This window comes from Paenibacillus sp. J31P13 (assembly GCF_056269295.1).
In genome coordinates this window covers 102,480-119,311 of the sequence record NZ_JBWDNR010000012.1, presented here as the reverse complement: position 1 = coordinate 119,311, position 16,832 = coordinate 102,480, and the positions used below count along the sequence as shown (strand labels likewise).

Genomic DNA, 16,832 nt, shown 5'->3' with positions numbered 1-16,832 from the left:
GTAGTAACCGGAGTTGTAGATGGTGGAATGTACAAGGATAAAGTAACGGTCAGCTTCGATGAAGGAACGGCGAAGTTGAACGGAGATGTATTTACAAGCGGTACGGAAGTTATTCAGGATGGCTCGTACAAGCTCGTCGTAACGGACGCAGCAGGAAATGTAACGACGGTGAACTTTGTAATCGATAAGGTAGCACCAATCGTAACCGGAGTAACCGAAGGTGGAATGTATAAGGATAAAGTCACGGTCAGCTTCGACAAAGGAATAGCGAAGTTGAACGGAGATCCTTTTACAAGCGGTACGGAAGTTAATCAGGATGGCTCGTACAAGCTAATCGTAACGGATACAGCAGGAAATGTAACAACAGTGAACTTTGTTATTGATAAGGTAGCACCGATCGTAACCGGAGTTGCGGATGGTGGAGTGTACAAGGATAAAGTGACAGTTAGCTTTAATGAAGGAACAGCAACATTGAATGGAACTGCTTTTACAAGCGGTATGGACGTTAATCAGGATGGCTCGTACAAGCTAATCGTAACGGATGTAGCGGGTAATGCCACTACGATTGAATTCCTAGTGGATACCACTGCGCCAATGGGTACATTAATCATTCAAGCTGGTTCGGAATGGACAAATGTTGTGGATACAACCCTAACGCTTACTAGCGATGATAGTAGTAAAGGAAGTGGCGTTGTCGAAATGCGCTTCTCGAGCAATGGGACGGATTGGAGCAGTTGGGAGCCATCCGCTGCAACGAAGGCATGGAGCTTAGGAACGGGCGACGGGGGGAAATCGGTATTCGTACAGTTTAAAGACAAGGCAGGCAATGTAAGTCATTCCATTATTCAAGATAAAATAAAACTTGATCAGACGATACCAACAGGAATGATTACCATAAATAGCGGAGCTGCTGCAACGAGTAGTAAGGAAGTGAAACTAACTCTAACTTCTTCGGATGGCGATGGTAGTGGTGTTACTGAAATGCGGTTTTCTGCGGATAAGTTGACATGGTCAGTTTGGGAGAACGTATTGCTCACCAAAAGTTGGATTATGGATGGAGGTTATGGAACTAAGCAGTTATACGTTCAATACCGAGATGCAGCAGGTAATAGTAGTGTGGCAAATGCAGCATCTATCGAATACCAAGCAAGCAACGGTGGTTCCAACAATGGAAGTGGTAATACAGAATCAAATTCAGATATCACAATTAGTATAGGGAACAAGTCAGAACAAATGGTTAAGACAACTGTAATGACAATAGAAGGTAAAAAAGTAACGACGGTGATCTTTGAGGAAGCTCAGCTTAAAGAGCTATTGAAGGGAGCAGGCGATAAACCTGTTATTACGATTACGGTTCATAATCAATCTGATATAGTGAATTGGGAAATAAATGCTGAGCTTCTTTCAGCCTTTGAAAGCAATAACGCTATTATTCAACTAATGTCTGAAAACGCATCTTATAGCTTTCCAATGGATCAAGTTCATAGTGATGAATGGCTTAAACAATTCGGCTCTAATGCTTCACTGAAGGATATTACTCTCAAAATGGAAATCATTCATGCTCCTAACTCAGAATTTGTTTATAAGGATATGGGTAACGGACAAATTACACTTATCGCTCCGCCAGTAAGATTTTCAGTGAAAGCGTATTTTGGGAGCAAGGAAATAGAGCTGAATCAATTTGATACTTTTGTGGAGAGACGTATCGCATTGCCTGAAGGAATAGATCCTAAGCGTATTACGACGGGAGTTAAGTTGATTTCGGACGGATCGCTCATTCATATTCCTACTAAGGTAATAGAAGAAGATGGACGTTATTACGCTGTCCTCAGCAGCATGACTAACAGCATGTACGGTCTCATTTATCATCAAAAATCATTTAGCGATGTTGCGACACATTGGGCCAAAACAAGCATCAATGACTTGGCATCAAGACTTATTATTAATGGTGCTGACGAGCAGCGGTTTTTACCGAATAACGAAATAACTCGAGCAGAATTCACAGCCATAATCATAAGGGCATTAGGCTTAAGCTCTGCTTCCAAATCCAAAAGCTTTACAGATATATCAGAAAAGGATTGGTATCATTCAGCAGCTCAAATCGGGTATTCGTACGGATTGGTTGATGGATACAGTGATGGCTCATTCAAGCCTAACGAAAAGATTACTAGACAGGAAGCAATGGTTATTCTATCGAGAGCAATGAAGCTGGCAGATTTGTATAATGAGCTTGGCAATGTACAGCAGCAAAATCTACTTAATGGTTTTAAAGACAACACAAAAATAGCTGCATGGGCTCGTCAAGCCGCGGCATTAACGATTCAATTCGGTGTTGTTGGCGGATATAATGGGGAGTTGCTGCCTCAGAAAAATATTACTAGGGCAGAAACAGCCGCTATTATCCAAAGGCTGCTTCAAAAAGCTGAATTCATTTAAGCATTAAATAAAGAGGCTGCGAATTCTGCAGCCTCTTTATCATTTTTATATACAATACAATCGGAATTGATTATATTAATATTTTTTGGAATAGTATTTCTTCAATATGAGCTTAACTAACAGGAAGAAAATTAAAGTCGCAGATAGTGTAAAGAATACCGTTTCATTAAAAAATCCAGATATAATGGCTGCTATAGCAAGGCAACTGGCAGTGAAAAAGAACACTGCTCCACCTACTTTGTCTCGAATTAATTTTGCTCGCTCATCATTCTCTTTAATATATAGCTCTTTTAGCTTTTGCTGATTTTTCATGGCTTTCCTATATTTGCCTATGGTTAGGAGTACCACCAATTGCACACCGATAAAAATCCCTGTCTGAAATCCATGAATGTAATCTGAAATATTTATGCTGCTCCCTGCGGTTACGAGCCCATATCTGCCAGTCAATACAATGAAAATTAAAGCGAATGAGTTGATTATTCCCATTTGAACGATTCTTTTTTGCAATGTTTTCTTAAACGTCTCCACCTATATCTCCTCCGCTTCTGAGAAATCAAATATCTCCTCGATGGACTTCCCAAAATATTTAGCAATTTTATAAGCTAAAACCAAAGATGCTGTGTATTTTTCACATTCCAAAGAAGTAATGGTTTGCCTGGTCACGCCCACTGCAAATGCAAGTTCCTCTTGAGATATTTTGTTTTTCTTGCGAAGTTCTTGAATTTTGGTCTTCAATTCATTACCTCCAAAATGCAAAGTTAACATTGCAAATTTAGTATAGTTCGCTTTGCAATTATTGCCAATATTGGTTTTACTCATGCCCAAGAAGGGCGAAGATGTTTTTTTATACAAAAAGGAGTCAGTCCAAATTTTATTTCCACTGTTTTCAGATCATTTCATGGTACAATACAGAATCAAGCCTATACTCACTCAACAAACATGCGGGGGATCAATGACTCTATGAATGCATCAAATCTATTACGTGGCTTTAATTTCTTTTATTTCGCATTGCTGGCTATGTTTATCTCCTTCCTTCCCGTCTATTTAGATATGCAGGGTTTACGTCCAGCGCAAATTGGATTCATCATCGGTACGGGAGGTTTTGTTACTCTGATTGCTCAGCCTCTATGGGGGATGATCAGTGATAAAACGAAGTCAATTCGTAAAATAATGCTATTGCTGATACTATGTTCAAGCATCGTTGGATATTTCCTATATGATTCTAGCAACTATCTACAGCTTATCCTTTTTGCAATGCTGCTTTATTTCTTTCTAATGCCGATCGATCCGCTAACCGAAAGTCTTAATTTTACGGTCTCTGAATCTGCGGGTACCAGCTATGGCTCTATTCGTACTTATGGCGCATTAGGTTATGCGGTAGCTGCACTGCTTACTGGTTATGTGATGTCATATTTCGGCGAAAATAGTTTAGCTATGCTCTTTGCTGGTATTGGCTTGATTTGTTTTCTAATCGCTTGGAAGATGCCCGATGGCCCCGTAACTGGAAAACCCGTTACGCTGAGCAGTCTCAAACATTTTATAAGTAATAAAGAGACACTCCTGTTTCTGCTGTTAGTGTTTACCTGTTCCATTCCTGCACGTATGAACGATACCTTCCTTGGTTTATATATTCGTGAGCTAGGTGGGAGCCCGGAATTGGTAGGGCAAGCCTTCTTCCTAGCAGCAGGCAGTGAAATTTTAGTATTTGCTCTAAGCTTCTGGTGGATGCGTAAAGGAAAAGAGCTGCTTATCATTACGATTTCGGCAGGGTTCTATTTCCTTCGTTTTTTCATCTCAGCCTGGATTACTGATCCGCATCTGCTCGCTTATTTACAAATTTTGCAGTTGTTAACCTTTCCAGTTTTCTACTCCGCGGCTATTCAATATCTGTATCGTATTGTTCCAACGGAATGGCGTGCTACAGGCCAAACGGTGCTGGCACTGCTCTTCTTTGGTATATCGGGGATTATAGCTTCCTATATTGGCGGAACCATATTCGGAAACTTTGGAGGCAATACTCTTTATTTGTCCATATCTGCTTTATCTTTTCTCGGTATGTTGTTTGGCTTAGTGCTTAATAGGGTGTATGGTAAAAGATAAAATAAGGGTTATTCTACAGGCGCTTGAAATAAGCTGCCTGTAGAATAACCCTTTTTCAATTGAAGCTAATGATTTTTTTTACTTTTGATTATCCTTTAATTCCTGTCGTTGCTATGCCTTCGGTGAAGTATCGTTGTCCGATTAGAAAAATGACTGTAGCTGGAATAACCATAATCATCGTGCCTGCCATAATCAAATGCATAGGGGATGTAAGGCTGCTTCGCAGCGTTGATAATCCTAGTGCTACTGTATACATATCCTGTTCATTTAAGTAGACGAGTTGATTTAAGAAATCATTCCATACTCCAACGAAGGTGAACAATAGAACAGCAACAAGGGCTGGTTTAACAAGTGGCAAAATGATTTGCGAGTAGATCGTGAAGTATCCGGCACCATCAATGACTGCTGACTCATCCAAGTCACGAGGGATCGTCAGTAAAAACTGCCGTAATAGAAAAATATTAAAAGCGCCGCCACCGAAGAATGCAGGTATAATGAGCGGCAGAAAGGTGTTCGTTAATCCAAGTTTCGACCAGCCGATGTAAGTCGGTACTAACGTCACGATACTTGGCAGCAATATCGTCATGATGACTAGTGTGAACCAGAAATTTTTTAGAGGAAATTCAATACGTGAAAACCCGAAAGCAGCCAAGCTGCTCGTAAGACCAACTCCAATTAATACGGGCACGATAATAATAAATGTGTTGCTGATATATTTTAGGAAATCCACCCGATTGAGTACTTCCGTATAATTCTCCCACCTGAAAATATCCGGAAATAGGATTGGAGGGTACGACATAATCTCTCCGAAGTCGAGCAGAGAAGAGCGAAGAATCCAGTATATCGGAAAAATAAAGATAAACGCTAAAAAAGTTAGAAAAAAGTAATTAACTATTTGACCTCGAACACGATAATTCATCCTTTGCTGCCCCCCTCGTAGTGCACCCAAGCAGACGAGAGCTTAAAGAGCAAATAGGTGAAAAATCCAACGATGACGAAGAGTACCATAGCCAGCGCACAAGCATATCCCATGTTCTGATGTTTGAAAGCTTCTCGATAGATTAGGAAGGCATAAAATAGTGCGGAATCATCCGGGCCCCCGCCGCTGCGGCCAAGAACATAGGTCTGAGTGAATGCGGTCAGCGAGTTGATAAAGGCTAAAATAACATTATAGAAAATAACGGGTGAAACCAGTGGAATCGTTACGGACCATAGCTTCCTCCACCAACCGCCGCCATCTATTTCCACCGCCTCAAGTAGATGTCTAGGAACATCCTGCATGCTGGCCATGAAAATAATGATGACATTGCCAGCTCCCCAAACAGCAATAATAATCAAGGAAGGAATGACCGAGCCAGGTGCTCCAACCCAATATTGCTTATCGATTCCTAAAAATCCAAGTGCATAGTTGATAATTCCGAAGTCAACGTTGTACATCCAAACCCAGCAGATCGCACCAGCGAGAACAGGTATGACCGTTGGCAAATAGAAGGCTGCTCTAAAAAAGGCTTTTGCCTTTCCAGCAGAATTGAGCAGCATCGCGATAATAAAGCAAAAGAATACGATTGTGATTACGCTTCCGAGAGAATAGTAGGCAGTTACCTTTAATGATTTTACAAAAAAGTAATCCTCCATAAAGATTTTGCGGTAGTTTTCGAAACCTATCCATTCCTTCGGCGCTAATACGGTCCAATTCGTAAAGCTCAAATAAAGGCTGTAGAGCAGCGGAGCTAAGGTGAAAATGATAATGCCTAATATGGCAGGTAAAATGAATAAATATCCAGCCCAAATGCGCCGTCGTTTATGGCTTTTGTAGCTGGTATGTCGCTGGAGTGTGGGCATTCATTATGCCTCCTTAATGTTGGGGTGCGGGAAGGCTGCATTAAAGTGACAGCCTCCCTGCATGGAATACTCATAAATTACTCATGGATTAGCTTTGCCGCTGTCGAAGATTTCCTTCATTTTGGGATAGATGGCATCAATAGCTTCTTGTGCGGATTTCGTGCCGAGCCAGACGGGATCAAGCCCTGGATTCAGTACTTCACCTAGTCGGCTATACGTTGGCAGGAAGAACCAAGGCGTTGGATAAGTTGCTTCCAGTGCATAATCGATAACAGCAGTTTTGTATTCAGGCGGATGCACCGGTGTCGCTGTCCATTTCTTGATTAATTCTGGATCCGTATACCAGCTAAGCTCAGTCGGCATCCACACACCACTGTCAAAGTTAGCTTGATTTTGGTTCGGGTCCATCAACCATTTGTAAAGCTCTATCGCTTCATCAGGATGTTTCGCTGTATTATAGATGACGAGCGGTAATCCCGTATTCGTTGTAGCCGGTTTCTTGAAGATTGGCAGCACGCCAACGCCATTCCTCAATCCTTTTTCAACTTGGGGACCGATATTAACTAGCTCCCACTGACCGGAAGTAGCCATAGCAATCTTGCCTGATGCCAGCTTCTGACCAACGTCACCTGGTAAACCTTGTGCTTGAGCAGGGGTAGGAGAGACATACTCTTTTAAAGACAAATCTGCAACCTTCTGAATAGCTTCGATTGTCTCTGGCTTATTAATGAGCAGCTCTTTGCCGTCTTGGCTGACTTCGCCACCACCATTGCTAATGGCAAATGGAGTCCAGAAGAAATCCGCTGCATGGTTAACGTCAATCCCATATTGCACGATATTTCCTTTATCAAAACCGTCTTCATTCGGATGTTTACCGTTCTTATCAACTGTAAGCTTACGAGCAACCTCAAGCATTTGATCCCATGTCCATGCTTTTGATGTTTCAGCAGGTGGATATGGAATACCAGCATCGTCAAACAACTGCTTATTGTAATGAAGGATGATGATTTCATTGGCAACGCTGTAGCCTAACAGCTTGCCGTCTGGTGAAACGAATTTATTGCTCTCCATTTTGGCAGAAATGGTGCCGTCCTCATAGTATTTGGACATATCCATTAATATGCCGGATTCTGCCCATCTAAGCGCTTGGGCTTCATTCATTGCGCTAATATCAGGCAATGTTTTTGAAGCAGCCATTGCAGTTAGTTTAGATGGAAACTCATCTTCAGGGACGCTTTGATAATCAATCTTAATATTCGGATATACCTTCATAAAGGCGTCAAAGCTTTTTTGTTGTGATTTTCTTTCTTCATCTGGAGCCCAGTCCAAATACTTGAGTGTTACTATTTTTTCAGATTTGTTAGAGTCTGAATTTTTGTCGCTAGGACTTGTGGAATCACCGTTATTCTTAGAACTGCAGCCTGCGATTAAAGCGAGGATCGTGATCATGGCAATGCTCATTGCTAATCCTTTTTTTATTAATCTCACATAAACCCCTCCATCATTTATAATTCGTCGCCTTTCGGAAATGCCTATCATTTCTGAAAAAAACGGGTTGCTGTAGGTGATGGCTGCATTCCCAGAATGATTACTTCATCATCTTCCCTCCCTGAACAGAGTCAGAAGCTTATATCGTTGCACCTCATAGGGTTAAAACCGATGTTCTCTCACCCATACTCGCATCTCGCCAGCATCTCTATTTGCCCAAGCGAAATAGGGGATAAATTGGGCTGTCATATGATCCAGCTTTTCTTCAATATCCGCTTGGTATAGCAGGTCATTCCAGCCTTCCCCCCGAATACGGAGAGCTGGCACTTTAATGATTTGGATACCGTCGAGCAGGTCGGGGCGAAAGACGGAATCGCTTTTGCGATCCGGCCTAATAAGCAATTGATGCAGATGGTTTCCGTTGTCGGCCTCTTCCAAGCAATACACGAGTGGACCGCGTTGGAGCGCAACCATGCCTACCGTCTCACGGATAAGAGGGTTACCCCTCATAAAGTTAATTTTCACCGGCAATACAAGATGAATGATATCTTTAGAATCCCATTGACGATTGATGTGTATATAGCCATCTATCAATGAAGTTTCATCGATTACAAAAGGAATGCCATTGATTAGAAGCTCTGCAGTGTCACACCATTCCGGTAATCTCATCGCAAAGGTAAACCTTAAAGACTGATTCATTTTGAACTCAAAACGAATCTTGCCTTCCCAAGGGAGTTCGGACTGCTGAATTATCTGAACCTTCTGACCAAATAGCTCTAGTTCTATTTGGCTTCCGATATATAAGTGAGTGTACAGCGTCGCTCCCTTGAACGAGTAAATGTATGATCCAAGAGAAGCAAGGAGTCTGGCAATATTAGGCGGACAGCACGCACAGCCAAACCATCGCTGTCTCTGATGCTTTACGTGATCGAGATTTCTATTTTTACCGATGGCTTCAGGCCAGACCTCAAGTGGATTAACATAAAAGAAATGCTTCCCATCCCGTGACATTCCGGCAATAACCGTGTTGTATAAAGCTCGTTCGAGTACATCGGCATACTGGCTATTGGCTTCCATTTGCAGCATACGCCGAGCAAAGAAGATTAATCCAATCGAAGCACAGGTTTCTGCATATGCCGTATCACTTGGCAGGTCATAATCAAGCGAGAATGCTTCACCATGTGCCATTGATCCAATAGCTCCCGTTATATACATCCTTTTGGAGACCATATTTGTCCAAAGCGTTCGACAAGCGGCTGCTAAAGTTTCATCAGCGGTTTCGGCAGCTACATCAGCCATTCCTGCACATAGATAGACTACACGTACGGCATGCCCTTCTGCTGTCTGCTGCATTCTTACTGGCAGGTGTGCCTGGCTATATGATTTATCCTTTGCCATACTCAGCATAGGGAAATGTGTCTGACCGTTTCGCTTTGTGTATTCTTCATCATAGAAGTGAGGAGATTGCCCTCGTTCGTCTAGAAAAAATTTGGCAAGTTTCAGATAGCGATCATTGTCTGTCACATGATAAAGTCTGACTAATGCAAGCTCAATTTCCGGATGCCCGTCATAGCCCTTGATTTTTCCCTCTTCTAAGCCGAAAGCATCATCGATACAATCTGCTAAGCGACAAGCCACATTTAAAATTTTGGTTTTTCCGGTTGCACTGGAATAGGCGACAGCAGCCTCAATCAGATGGCCCGCGCAATATAATTCATGGCATTCCGCTAGATTCGTCCATCGACCGTCAGGCTCTTTAAGGGTGAAGTAGGTGTTTAAATAACCATCTTGATGTTGTGCTTTAACAATGATGTCAATAACTTCATCAGCGACCTTCTCTAATTCTTCATCCGGCGCTAATGCTAATAAATAACCGACTGCCTCCAGCCATTTGGCAACATCACTGTCTTGGAATACCATGCCGTAAAAGTTGCCCTTTTCTAATCCGGCTGCAATTTTGAAGTTTTTTATGGCGTGACTGGGCTCTGATTCCACGACACGATCATTAAGTGCTTCCCATTGATAAGGAATGACAACATCTCGGACCAATGAAATATAAGGAGACCAAAAGTCATCTTGGATCACAACATTTTTTAAAGTTACAGCTGTGGATATGGGTGGATTTCGCATGGAATAGGCTCCTTTATTTTATAATTCTCAACTTTGTTGAAAGCGCTATATTAACCATAATACATGTAGTATTATGGTTAATATACAATCATTTCCAACTATAATTTTAAGAATTACAACCAACTGGAGGTTAATGATATTGAGCTCTCCTATCCTTCATTTCATCTCACCGCCCATCCCATATTTTATAGATTGCGGTCGTGCTTTCTATCAGGCGGGTGAGCGCCATGTCAGTCGCAGCAACATTGGTGTCTTTGATTTAGTCGTTGTTACTAAGGGAGCATTAAGCTTGGGGGAAGGGGGGAGAGAATGGACGATCGAAGCAGGAGAAGCTTTCATTCTTAGACCAGATGCGAATCATTATGGTACGGAGGCTTGTCTGACGGATACGGAAATGATTTGGATTCACTTTCATACTTTCGGGGCGTGGGATGAATGCAGCAGCATGAGCAAATGCTTGGACAATCAATCTGCATTGATTGCTGCTCATAAGCAAACAGCCTATTTGAATCATAGTGAGGTATGCTCGGTGTTTCTTCCGAAGTATACGAGGCTTAAGCCCAAGGCTATGGATATATTAGGGCAGTTCTTTCAATTGGAGGAAGAACCTAGGTCCCTTAGAAATTGGAAGAAGCAATCTGCCTTTCAGTTTTTCATTCAGTATCTAGATCGTGAGCTCGCTGAGACGTCTGATGGAACGGCATTTAACTTGGCGGAGAAGGTCGAGCTGTTCATTAGGCAAAACTATACTAGTAAAGTGACGAATTCCATTTTGCAGCGGGAACTAAATTATCACCCGAATTACATGGCTAGATGCATGCTTAAGGTGTATGCCATGACACCAATGGATTATTTATTGCATTACCGAATAGAACAAGGGAAGAAGCTGCTCGTACAAACGGACTGGACCATTACGCGAATAGCAGAGGAGGTGGGCTTTCAGCATGGATCGTACTTTACCTTTTGTTTCTCGAATAAAGAGGGTATTTCTCCTCATCAATTCCGAAAGAAGATGAGAGGGCATTTGTAATGCTTGATGGTCTAAAATGATAGAAAAGCATTTTCAGCGCACAAACGAGTGCGTCGGGAATGCTTTTTTTGCGGTCATTTTGATTTGAAAATGAATAAATTATTTTCTGAAGCTGGAATAATGTTCGTAGAAATCAGAAATATGATTGAATTTGTCATAATCCTTGTGGAAGTATAAAAAATCGGGTTTTTGTTATATAGTTTCAACTTTTTCCCAGAGGTAGAATGTACATGAGCCTAATGAACAGGCATTGCTGCTGAAGCAACGAGCTGCTTCAGAGACGATCCGCAAGGATACATGTATTTTTAAATCGGGAGGATGAGCATGTCGCAAGCAACAACAGAACAGCAATTTGCAGGGATGCCGCAGCAGCCTAAAACGAGAAAAAAAAGCTTTTTTAGACGATTAATGAAGCAAATGGACGTACAGCTGATGGTTTGGCCGGGAGTAATTTTGGTATTTATCTTCTCCTATATTCCCATGTACGGAGTATTGAGTGGTTTTATGGACTACAACATTTATTCAGGAGCTAGCTTATTTGACAATCCGTGGGTTGGATTAAAGCACTTTAAAGCGTTTTTCAATGCCCCTGATTTTTGGATGATTATGCGTAATACGGTCTTGATCAGTCTCTTTAAATTTGTAATTGGTTTTCCGGCTCCCATCATTTTGGCGCTAATGCTGAATGAAGTGCGTCATATGGTATTCAAACGGATTGTACAGACGATAACGTATTTACCACACTTTATGTCTTGGGTTATCGTATCAGGCTTGGTTATCTCTTTGCTATCAACGGATGGCGGCAGTGTTAACTTCTTTCTAGAGAAGATTAAGGCGATTGATGAGCCAGTGAATTTCCTCTCTATGTCAGAATATTTCTGGACTATTCTCGTATCAACGAATGTTTGGAAGGAAGTTGGATTTGCTTCCATCGTCTATCTTGCTGCTGTTGCTGGCGTGGATCAAAGCATGTATGAAGCGGCCGATATTGATGGGGCAAGCAAATTCAAGCAAATCTATCTCATTACGATACCGACAATTATGCCTGTTATTGTAATCTTTATGATTCTTGCCATTGGCAACTTGCTAAATGCCGGCTTTGAGGATATCTTGCTGCTTGCGCAGAATCCGATTTTGAGACCTGTATCAGATGTTATAGATACGTATGTCTATCGCGTTGGCTTACAGAATCAACGATACTCGTATGCCGTAGCAGTTGGGTTGTTTAAAGCTGTGATAAGCGTCGGACTCCTTGCATTTGCGAATTATACAGCAAGAAGATCCGGAAACAGCTTGTGGTAGAACATAAAGAATAACAGGGGGTTGATACTCGTTGAGGAAATTAGGGTTTGGCGATAGAGTAATGCTGGTGGTCATATATACCTTATTGGTATTGCTTACAATCAGCGCGTTATATCCATTTATTAATGCATTGGCTATTTCATTCAATCTTGGATCGGATACCGCTGCTGGAGGCATCACAGTTTGGCCTAGAGTATTCACATTAGAAAATTATGAAATTGTTTTCAATGATTCACGTCTGCTAAATGGCTTTTACATATCCATTAGCCGCACGATTATCGGAACGATCACCGCTATATTTATGACAACGCTCTTAGCTTATGGACTAACAAAGCAATATTTAATAGGCCGGAAATTTTATACATTGTTCTTTATATTCACGTTATATTTCGGGGGCGGCTTGATCCCTACCTTCCTCTTAATTCGTTCCTTAGGGTTAATGAATAGTTTCCTAGTTTATATTATTCCCTCGCTGATTAGTGTTTGGAATATGATCGTATTCCGTACATTTTTCAAGAGCTTGCCCGTTGGGCTTGAGGAATCAGCACAAATAGACGGTTGCAGCACATGGGGGACTTTCTTGCGAATTGTATTACCGTTGTCAGGGCCAGTTATTGCAACGCTGGGTCTATTCACAGCTATTGCTCATTGGAATGAATGGTTTTTGCCAACGATATATATTTCGGACGCAGACTTGAAGCCGGTCCAAACCTTGCTAAGATCTATTTTGAATGCCAATACTATCACATCTCAGGGTGCAGTTGATTCTGCTACCATGCAAAGAATGGAAAGTGCGAAAACGATAACCTCCAAATCACTGACGAATGCAACGATGATGGTCGTAACCTTACCGATTATTTTGGTATACCCATTCGTACAGAAATATTTTGTTAAAGGTGTTTTAGTAGGTTCTTTAAAGGAATAGGCTTTGATTCAAATTGGTTGAAGGCGAAATTCGCTTTGGACATAGATCTAATAATGAGAGGGGTATTAACAAAATGAAGAAGATGAAAAAGCCGATGCTAATGCTGGTATCAGCAGTATTCATTCTGGCGACGGTTCTTGCAGGATGCAGCAATTCGAACTCCGGGGGAAATGAGCCGAAGAGTACAGCAACAAATGCACCGACTACGAGTACGAATGCTAATGCAGAGACTGAACCTCCGTCTGATGTATGGCAAGTTGGCTCCGAACCATTGGAATTTTCGATTTTCGCTCACTATGCTTGGCAAGATTTCCCAGAATGGGATAGCGTTCCTGTAGGCAAATGGGTCAAGGAAAATAAGAAGGTTAATATAAAAACGATGCCTTCTGGCGGTAATAACGCACAATTATTGAGTACGATGATTGTTGATGATAAATTGCCGGATGTACTATGGGGAGATCGTAATCACCCAGATTTTGAAAGACTCCGTGAGGCAGGAAAGCTCGTTGCACTCGATCCATACCTAGATAAATATCCAAACTTGAAAAAATGGATGGGAGAAGAGAGCTTGGATCTTCTTCGTGCAGAGGATGGTAAACTTTATCAATTCCCGAACTGGTATACGAATAAACCTACTGGTTCAGCAGGTTATGTTATAAACAGAAAGATTTATGAAGAGTTGGGTAAACCTAAACTAGAGACGACAGATGATCTCTATGCTTACCTGCTTCTAGTAAAAGAGAAGTATAAAGATGTCGTTCCACTTGAAGTGGACCGCGCGCAAGATGCTCAAGGTTTGGGTGTAATATACACTGGTTTTGGTGAAGGAACGCTTTATAATTCTTTGAACAATTCTGTACAATCGGTTGTTAAAGATGGTAAGTTGACATCTGTTTTCGTAGACCCTGTTTTCCGTGAAGCACAAAAGTATATTTCGAAATTGTACAGAGAGAAATTGATAACTCAAGATGCATTTACACAAACGGAAGTTGAAGTAGTTGAGAAGCTATCGCAAGGAAGAGTAGCTGTATATGCTGGTGGAAATGTTATGAAAAAAGTAAATGCCGCTCAACTAGAGCTGCAGAAGAAGGATCCAACAGCTGCTTACGACCTGATTTGGCCAATTCATAAGCCTGGATTGAATAAAGATAAAATCTTCACCTCTACGTATAACAGATTGGGATGGAATGTAAACGTTATTACGACAAAGGCAAAAGATCCTGAGAAAATCTTTGCTTTCTTGGATTGGTATACTAGTCCAGAAGGTATGAGTATTCAATATTTTGGTCCTGAAGGCGGAAACTGGAAGGGATTTGATGAAGACGGCAATCCAATCTTCACCGACACCTTTAATCCAGCAGAGGTTGCTAAGCTTCAAGCTGATAATGAAATTTACATGATTAACGGCAACAGCTCTTTTATTGATCCAGCAAAAGTGAAACAGGATAATACCATGCCTGATGCAGAGAAAAACTGGCTGACAAAATGGCAAAACGCTGTAACTTGGCCTACTTCCTATGATGCTACAGCATGGAATGATCTTGATCCACTGCCGGATACTGATCTAGGCAATACTAGACAGTCCGTAGTCGATCTATTCCTCCAAGTGTATGCAGCATCTTCAACTGCGAAAAGCGATGAGGAAGTTGACAAACTCCTGGACAAAGCTGAAGCGGATGCACAAAAACTTGGTTATGGGAAGCTTCTTGAGTTCCGTACAGAAAAATGGATTGCTAATAAAAAGACACTTGGCATTGAATAGTCCTTCATAGTAGAAGAGATCATCCCAAAGGCGCAAAAACCTTTGGGATATCTCTATTTTCTATTTCTATATATTACAAATTTCTTTTTTGGTATGATTAGGGAAATTCCAAAGATTGAAGATCAAGGGGGCGCATGCTAGTGAACAGGCAGAGAGAGAGGACACTAAAGCTTTTTTTAATGCTTGCAATGATTATCATTATATTAAGCGCATGCAACAGCCAGACTAAAGCATTGATCCCAACGCAGACTCCCACGATAGAGGAGGAACACGTAAAGGATTTACCAACAGATCAACTTTATGAGCTTGGTAAAGAGCCTCTGAATGTAACATTTTACGGTCATTACAGCTACTATAAGATGCCGCAATGGGGAGCAGATCCATCCTCTAAATGGATTCAGGATAATCTAAACATTCATATAAAAGGGATTGGAACGGATGGAAACGGTACCCAAAAGCTTAAGAAGATGATTGCAAGTGAGCAGCTTCCAGACATTATTTGGGGGCAGCGTGATGCAGATTTGGATCAGCTTAGAGAAGCAGGCTTGCTTGTCCCTTTGGATGATTATATTGAAAAATACCCCAATCTTAAGAAATGGGCAGGCTCCAAGGTATTAGACTTGCTGCGTGCGGAGGATGGGAAGATCTATTATTTTCCTAATTACTATACAGACAAAGCTTACGGCAATGCCGGATATGTTGTCAATAAACGCATATATAGAGAGCTTGGGTCACCAAAGCTGGAAACTACGGAAGATCTATATGCCTATCTTAAGAAGGTGAAAATAAATTATATAGGCATTGTTCCTTTTGAAACAGGACTAGCCAAGGAAGGGCATGGCATTGATCAGTTGTTCTCTGCATTCAAGGAGAATGACTTCAGCTTCACTCGCAATTATGCTGTAACGACGGGAGATAAGATGACCTCCATTTATAAGGATGAAGGTTTTCGGGAATCGGCTGTATATGCGGCTAAGCTGATGAGGGAAGGCTTAATGACGGAGGATGCATTGACACAAACCGAGGACCAGGTTACGGAGAAGCTGATAAATGGGAAGGTTGCGGTTTACGCAAGTGCTGATCCTATGAAAATGGTAATGATAGCAAATGCCGAGCTGTCTAACAGCAATTCCCAGGATGGTTATTTCTTTATTGACCCTATATACAAAGAAGGACTGGATCGCAGCAAAATCTATCCAGGCACTTATAATCTATTAGGTTGGAATGTATCAACCATTACGACTAGCGCGAAAAACCCAGAAGCTATATTTGCAATGCTGGACTGGATGACAGGACCTGAAGGGTCAGCCGTGCAAATGTGGGGGCCTCCAGGGCCTGACGGTTTCTGGAATGGATTTAAATCAGATGGGCATACACCAAACTTCACGAGTCGTTATGGAAGTGATCCAGAGGGGCTTGCTCAAATTCAAGCTGTTTCAGGCGATCTAATATGGGTGGGAAATACAAGATATTTGGATAAGACAAAAATCGAATACGAAGAGACCCTACCTTTAGATAAACGCAACTGGGCAACGTATTGGCAGAACAAGGTTACCTGGAAATCGCAAGGCGATGCGACAGAGTTTATAAATTTGCATCCAATGCCGAATTCTGAAGAAGGAATTATTTATAGAAAAGTGAAGGATATTTGGCTGGAAGCACGAGCAATTGCATTATACGGTGAAACAGATGAGGAAGTTTTAGCGATTCTGGATAGGGCACATGATGATTCTATAGCCGTCGGCTTTCAAAGCTATTTGGATTTCATTACAGATAAATGGCAGGCAAATCTAAAAATACTGCATAACGAGTAATTT

At 41.6% G+C, this 16,832-nt stretch carries 13 protein-coding genes; 7 read left to right on the top strand and 6 right to left on the bottom strand.

Going from position 1 to position 16,832, the window contains the following annotated elements; genetic code table 11:
• Window positions 1-2,436 (top strand): S-layer homology domain-containing protein (locus AC0YOD_RS25810; RefSeq protein ID WP_475802218.1); only part of this gene is annotated, 2,436 nt, incomplete at its 5' end.
• Between the two features lie 75 nt (window positions 2,437-2,511).
• Here AC0YOD_RS25810 and AC0YOD_RS25805 read toward each other — a convergent pair.
• Entirely contained in the window at window positions 2,512-2,964 is a 453-nt protein-coding gene (locus AC0YOD_RS25805) for a hypothetical protein (protein WP_475802217.1), read from the bottom strand.
• Window positions 2,965-3,171, bottom strand: coding sequence for a helix-turn-helix transcriptional regulator (locus AC0YOD_RS25800; RefSeq protein WP_475802216.1), 207 nt, complete (start codon window positions 3,169-3,171; stop codon window positions 2,965-2,967).
• 225 nt (window positions 3,172-3,396) lie between these two features.
• On the opposite strand from AC0YOD_RS25800, the gene AC0YOD_RS25795 reads away from it, so the two are divergent.
• Window positions 3,397-4,536, top strand: coding sequence for an MFS transporter (locus tag AC0YOD_RS25795; RefSeq protein ID WP_475802215.1), 1,140 nt, complete (start codon window positions 3,397-3,399; stop codon window positions 4,534-4,536).
• Window positions 4,537-4,624: 88 nt separating this feature from the next.
• Here AC0YOD_RS25795 and AC0YOD_RS25790 read toward each other — a convergent pair whose 3' ends face one another.
• The 4 genes from AC0YOD_RS25790 to AC0YOD_RS25775 all read right to left on the bottom strand — a co-directional run bounded on the left by AC0YOD_RS25790 (window position 4,625) and on the right by AC0YOD_RS25775 (window position 9,996).
• On the bottom strand, window positions 4,625-5,455 hold the full coding sequence (locus tag AC0YOD_RS25790) for a carbohydrate ABC transporter permease (RefSeq protein ID WP_475802214.1): 831 nt from the start codon (window positions 5,453-5,455) through the stop codon (window positions 4,625-4,627).
• Window positions 5,452-6,378 carry a carbohydrate ABC transporter permease gene (locus AC0YOD_RS25785; protein WP_475802213.1) on the bottom strand — a complete coding sequence of 309 codons (927 nt, stop codon included), beginning with the start codon at window positions 6,376-6,378 and terminating at the stop codon, window positions 5,452-5,454. Before AC0YOD_RS25785 ends, AC0YOD_RS25790 begins: the two co-directional genes overlap by 4 nt.
• Window positions 6,379-6,459: 81 nt before the next feature.
• The gene (locus AC0YOD_RS25780; protein ID WP_475802212.1) at window positions 6,460-7,866 is read right to left on the bottom strand and encodes an ABC transporter substrate-binding protein; all 1,407 of its coding nucleotides are present in this window, start codon (window positions 7,864-7,866) and stop codon (window positions 6,460-6,462) included.
• 162 nt (window positions 7,867-8,028) lie between these two features.
• Complete coding sequence (locus AC0YOD_RS25775; protein WP_475802211.1) at window positions 8,029-9,996, bottom strand: glycoside hydrolase family 127 protein; 1,968 nt, start codon at window positions 9,994-9,996, stop codon at window positions 8,029-8,031.
• Between the two features lie 139 nt (window positions 9,997-10,135).
• On the opposite strand from AC0YOD_RS25775, the gene AC0YOD_RS25770 reads away from it, so the two are divergent.
• The 5 genes from AC0YOD_RS25770 (at window position 10,136) to AC0YOD_RS25750 (ending at window position 16,829) form a co-directional block, all read left to right on the top strand.
• Window positions 10,136-11,026, top strand: coding sequence for a helix-turn-helix domain-containing protein (locus tag AC0YOD_RS25770; RefSeq protein WP_475802210.1), 891 nt, complete (start codon window positions 10,136-10,138; stop codon window positions 11,024-11,026).
• A 324-nt stretch (window positions 11,027-11,350) separates the two neighbouring features.
• Complete coding sequence (locus AC0YOD_RS25765) at window positions 11,351-12,328, top strand: ABC transporter permease (protein WP_475802209.1); 978 nt, start codon at window positions 11,351-11,353, stop codon at window positions 12,326-12,328.
• A gap of 31 nt (window positions 12,329-12,359) precedes the next feature.
• Window positions 12,360-13,253, top strand: a complete 894-nt coding sequence (locus AC0YOD_RS25760) for a carbohydrate ABC transporter permease (protein ID WP_475802208.1) — start codon at window positions 12,360-12,362, stop codon at window positions 13,251-13,253.
• A 73-nt stretch (window positions 13,254-13,326) separates the two neighbouring features.
• A complete protein-coding gene (locus AC0YOD_RS25755) occupies window positions 13,327-15,015 on the top strand; it encodes an extracellular solute-binding protein (RefSeq protein WP_475802207.1) in 1,689 nt (562 codons plus the stop codon).
• 134 nt (window positions 15,016-15,149) lie between these two features.
• The gene (locus AC0YOD_RS25750; RefSeq protein WP_475802206.1) at window positions 15,150-16,829 is read left to right on the top strand and encodes an extracellular solute-binding protein; all 1,680 of its coding nucleotides are present in this window, start codon (window positions 15,150-15,152) and stop codon (window positions 16,827-16,829) included.
• The last annotated feature ends 3 nt before the right edge of the window (window positions 16,830-16,832 follow it).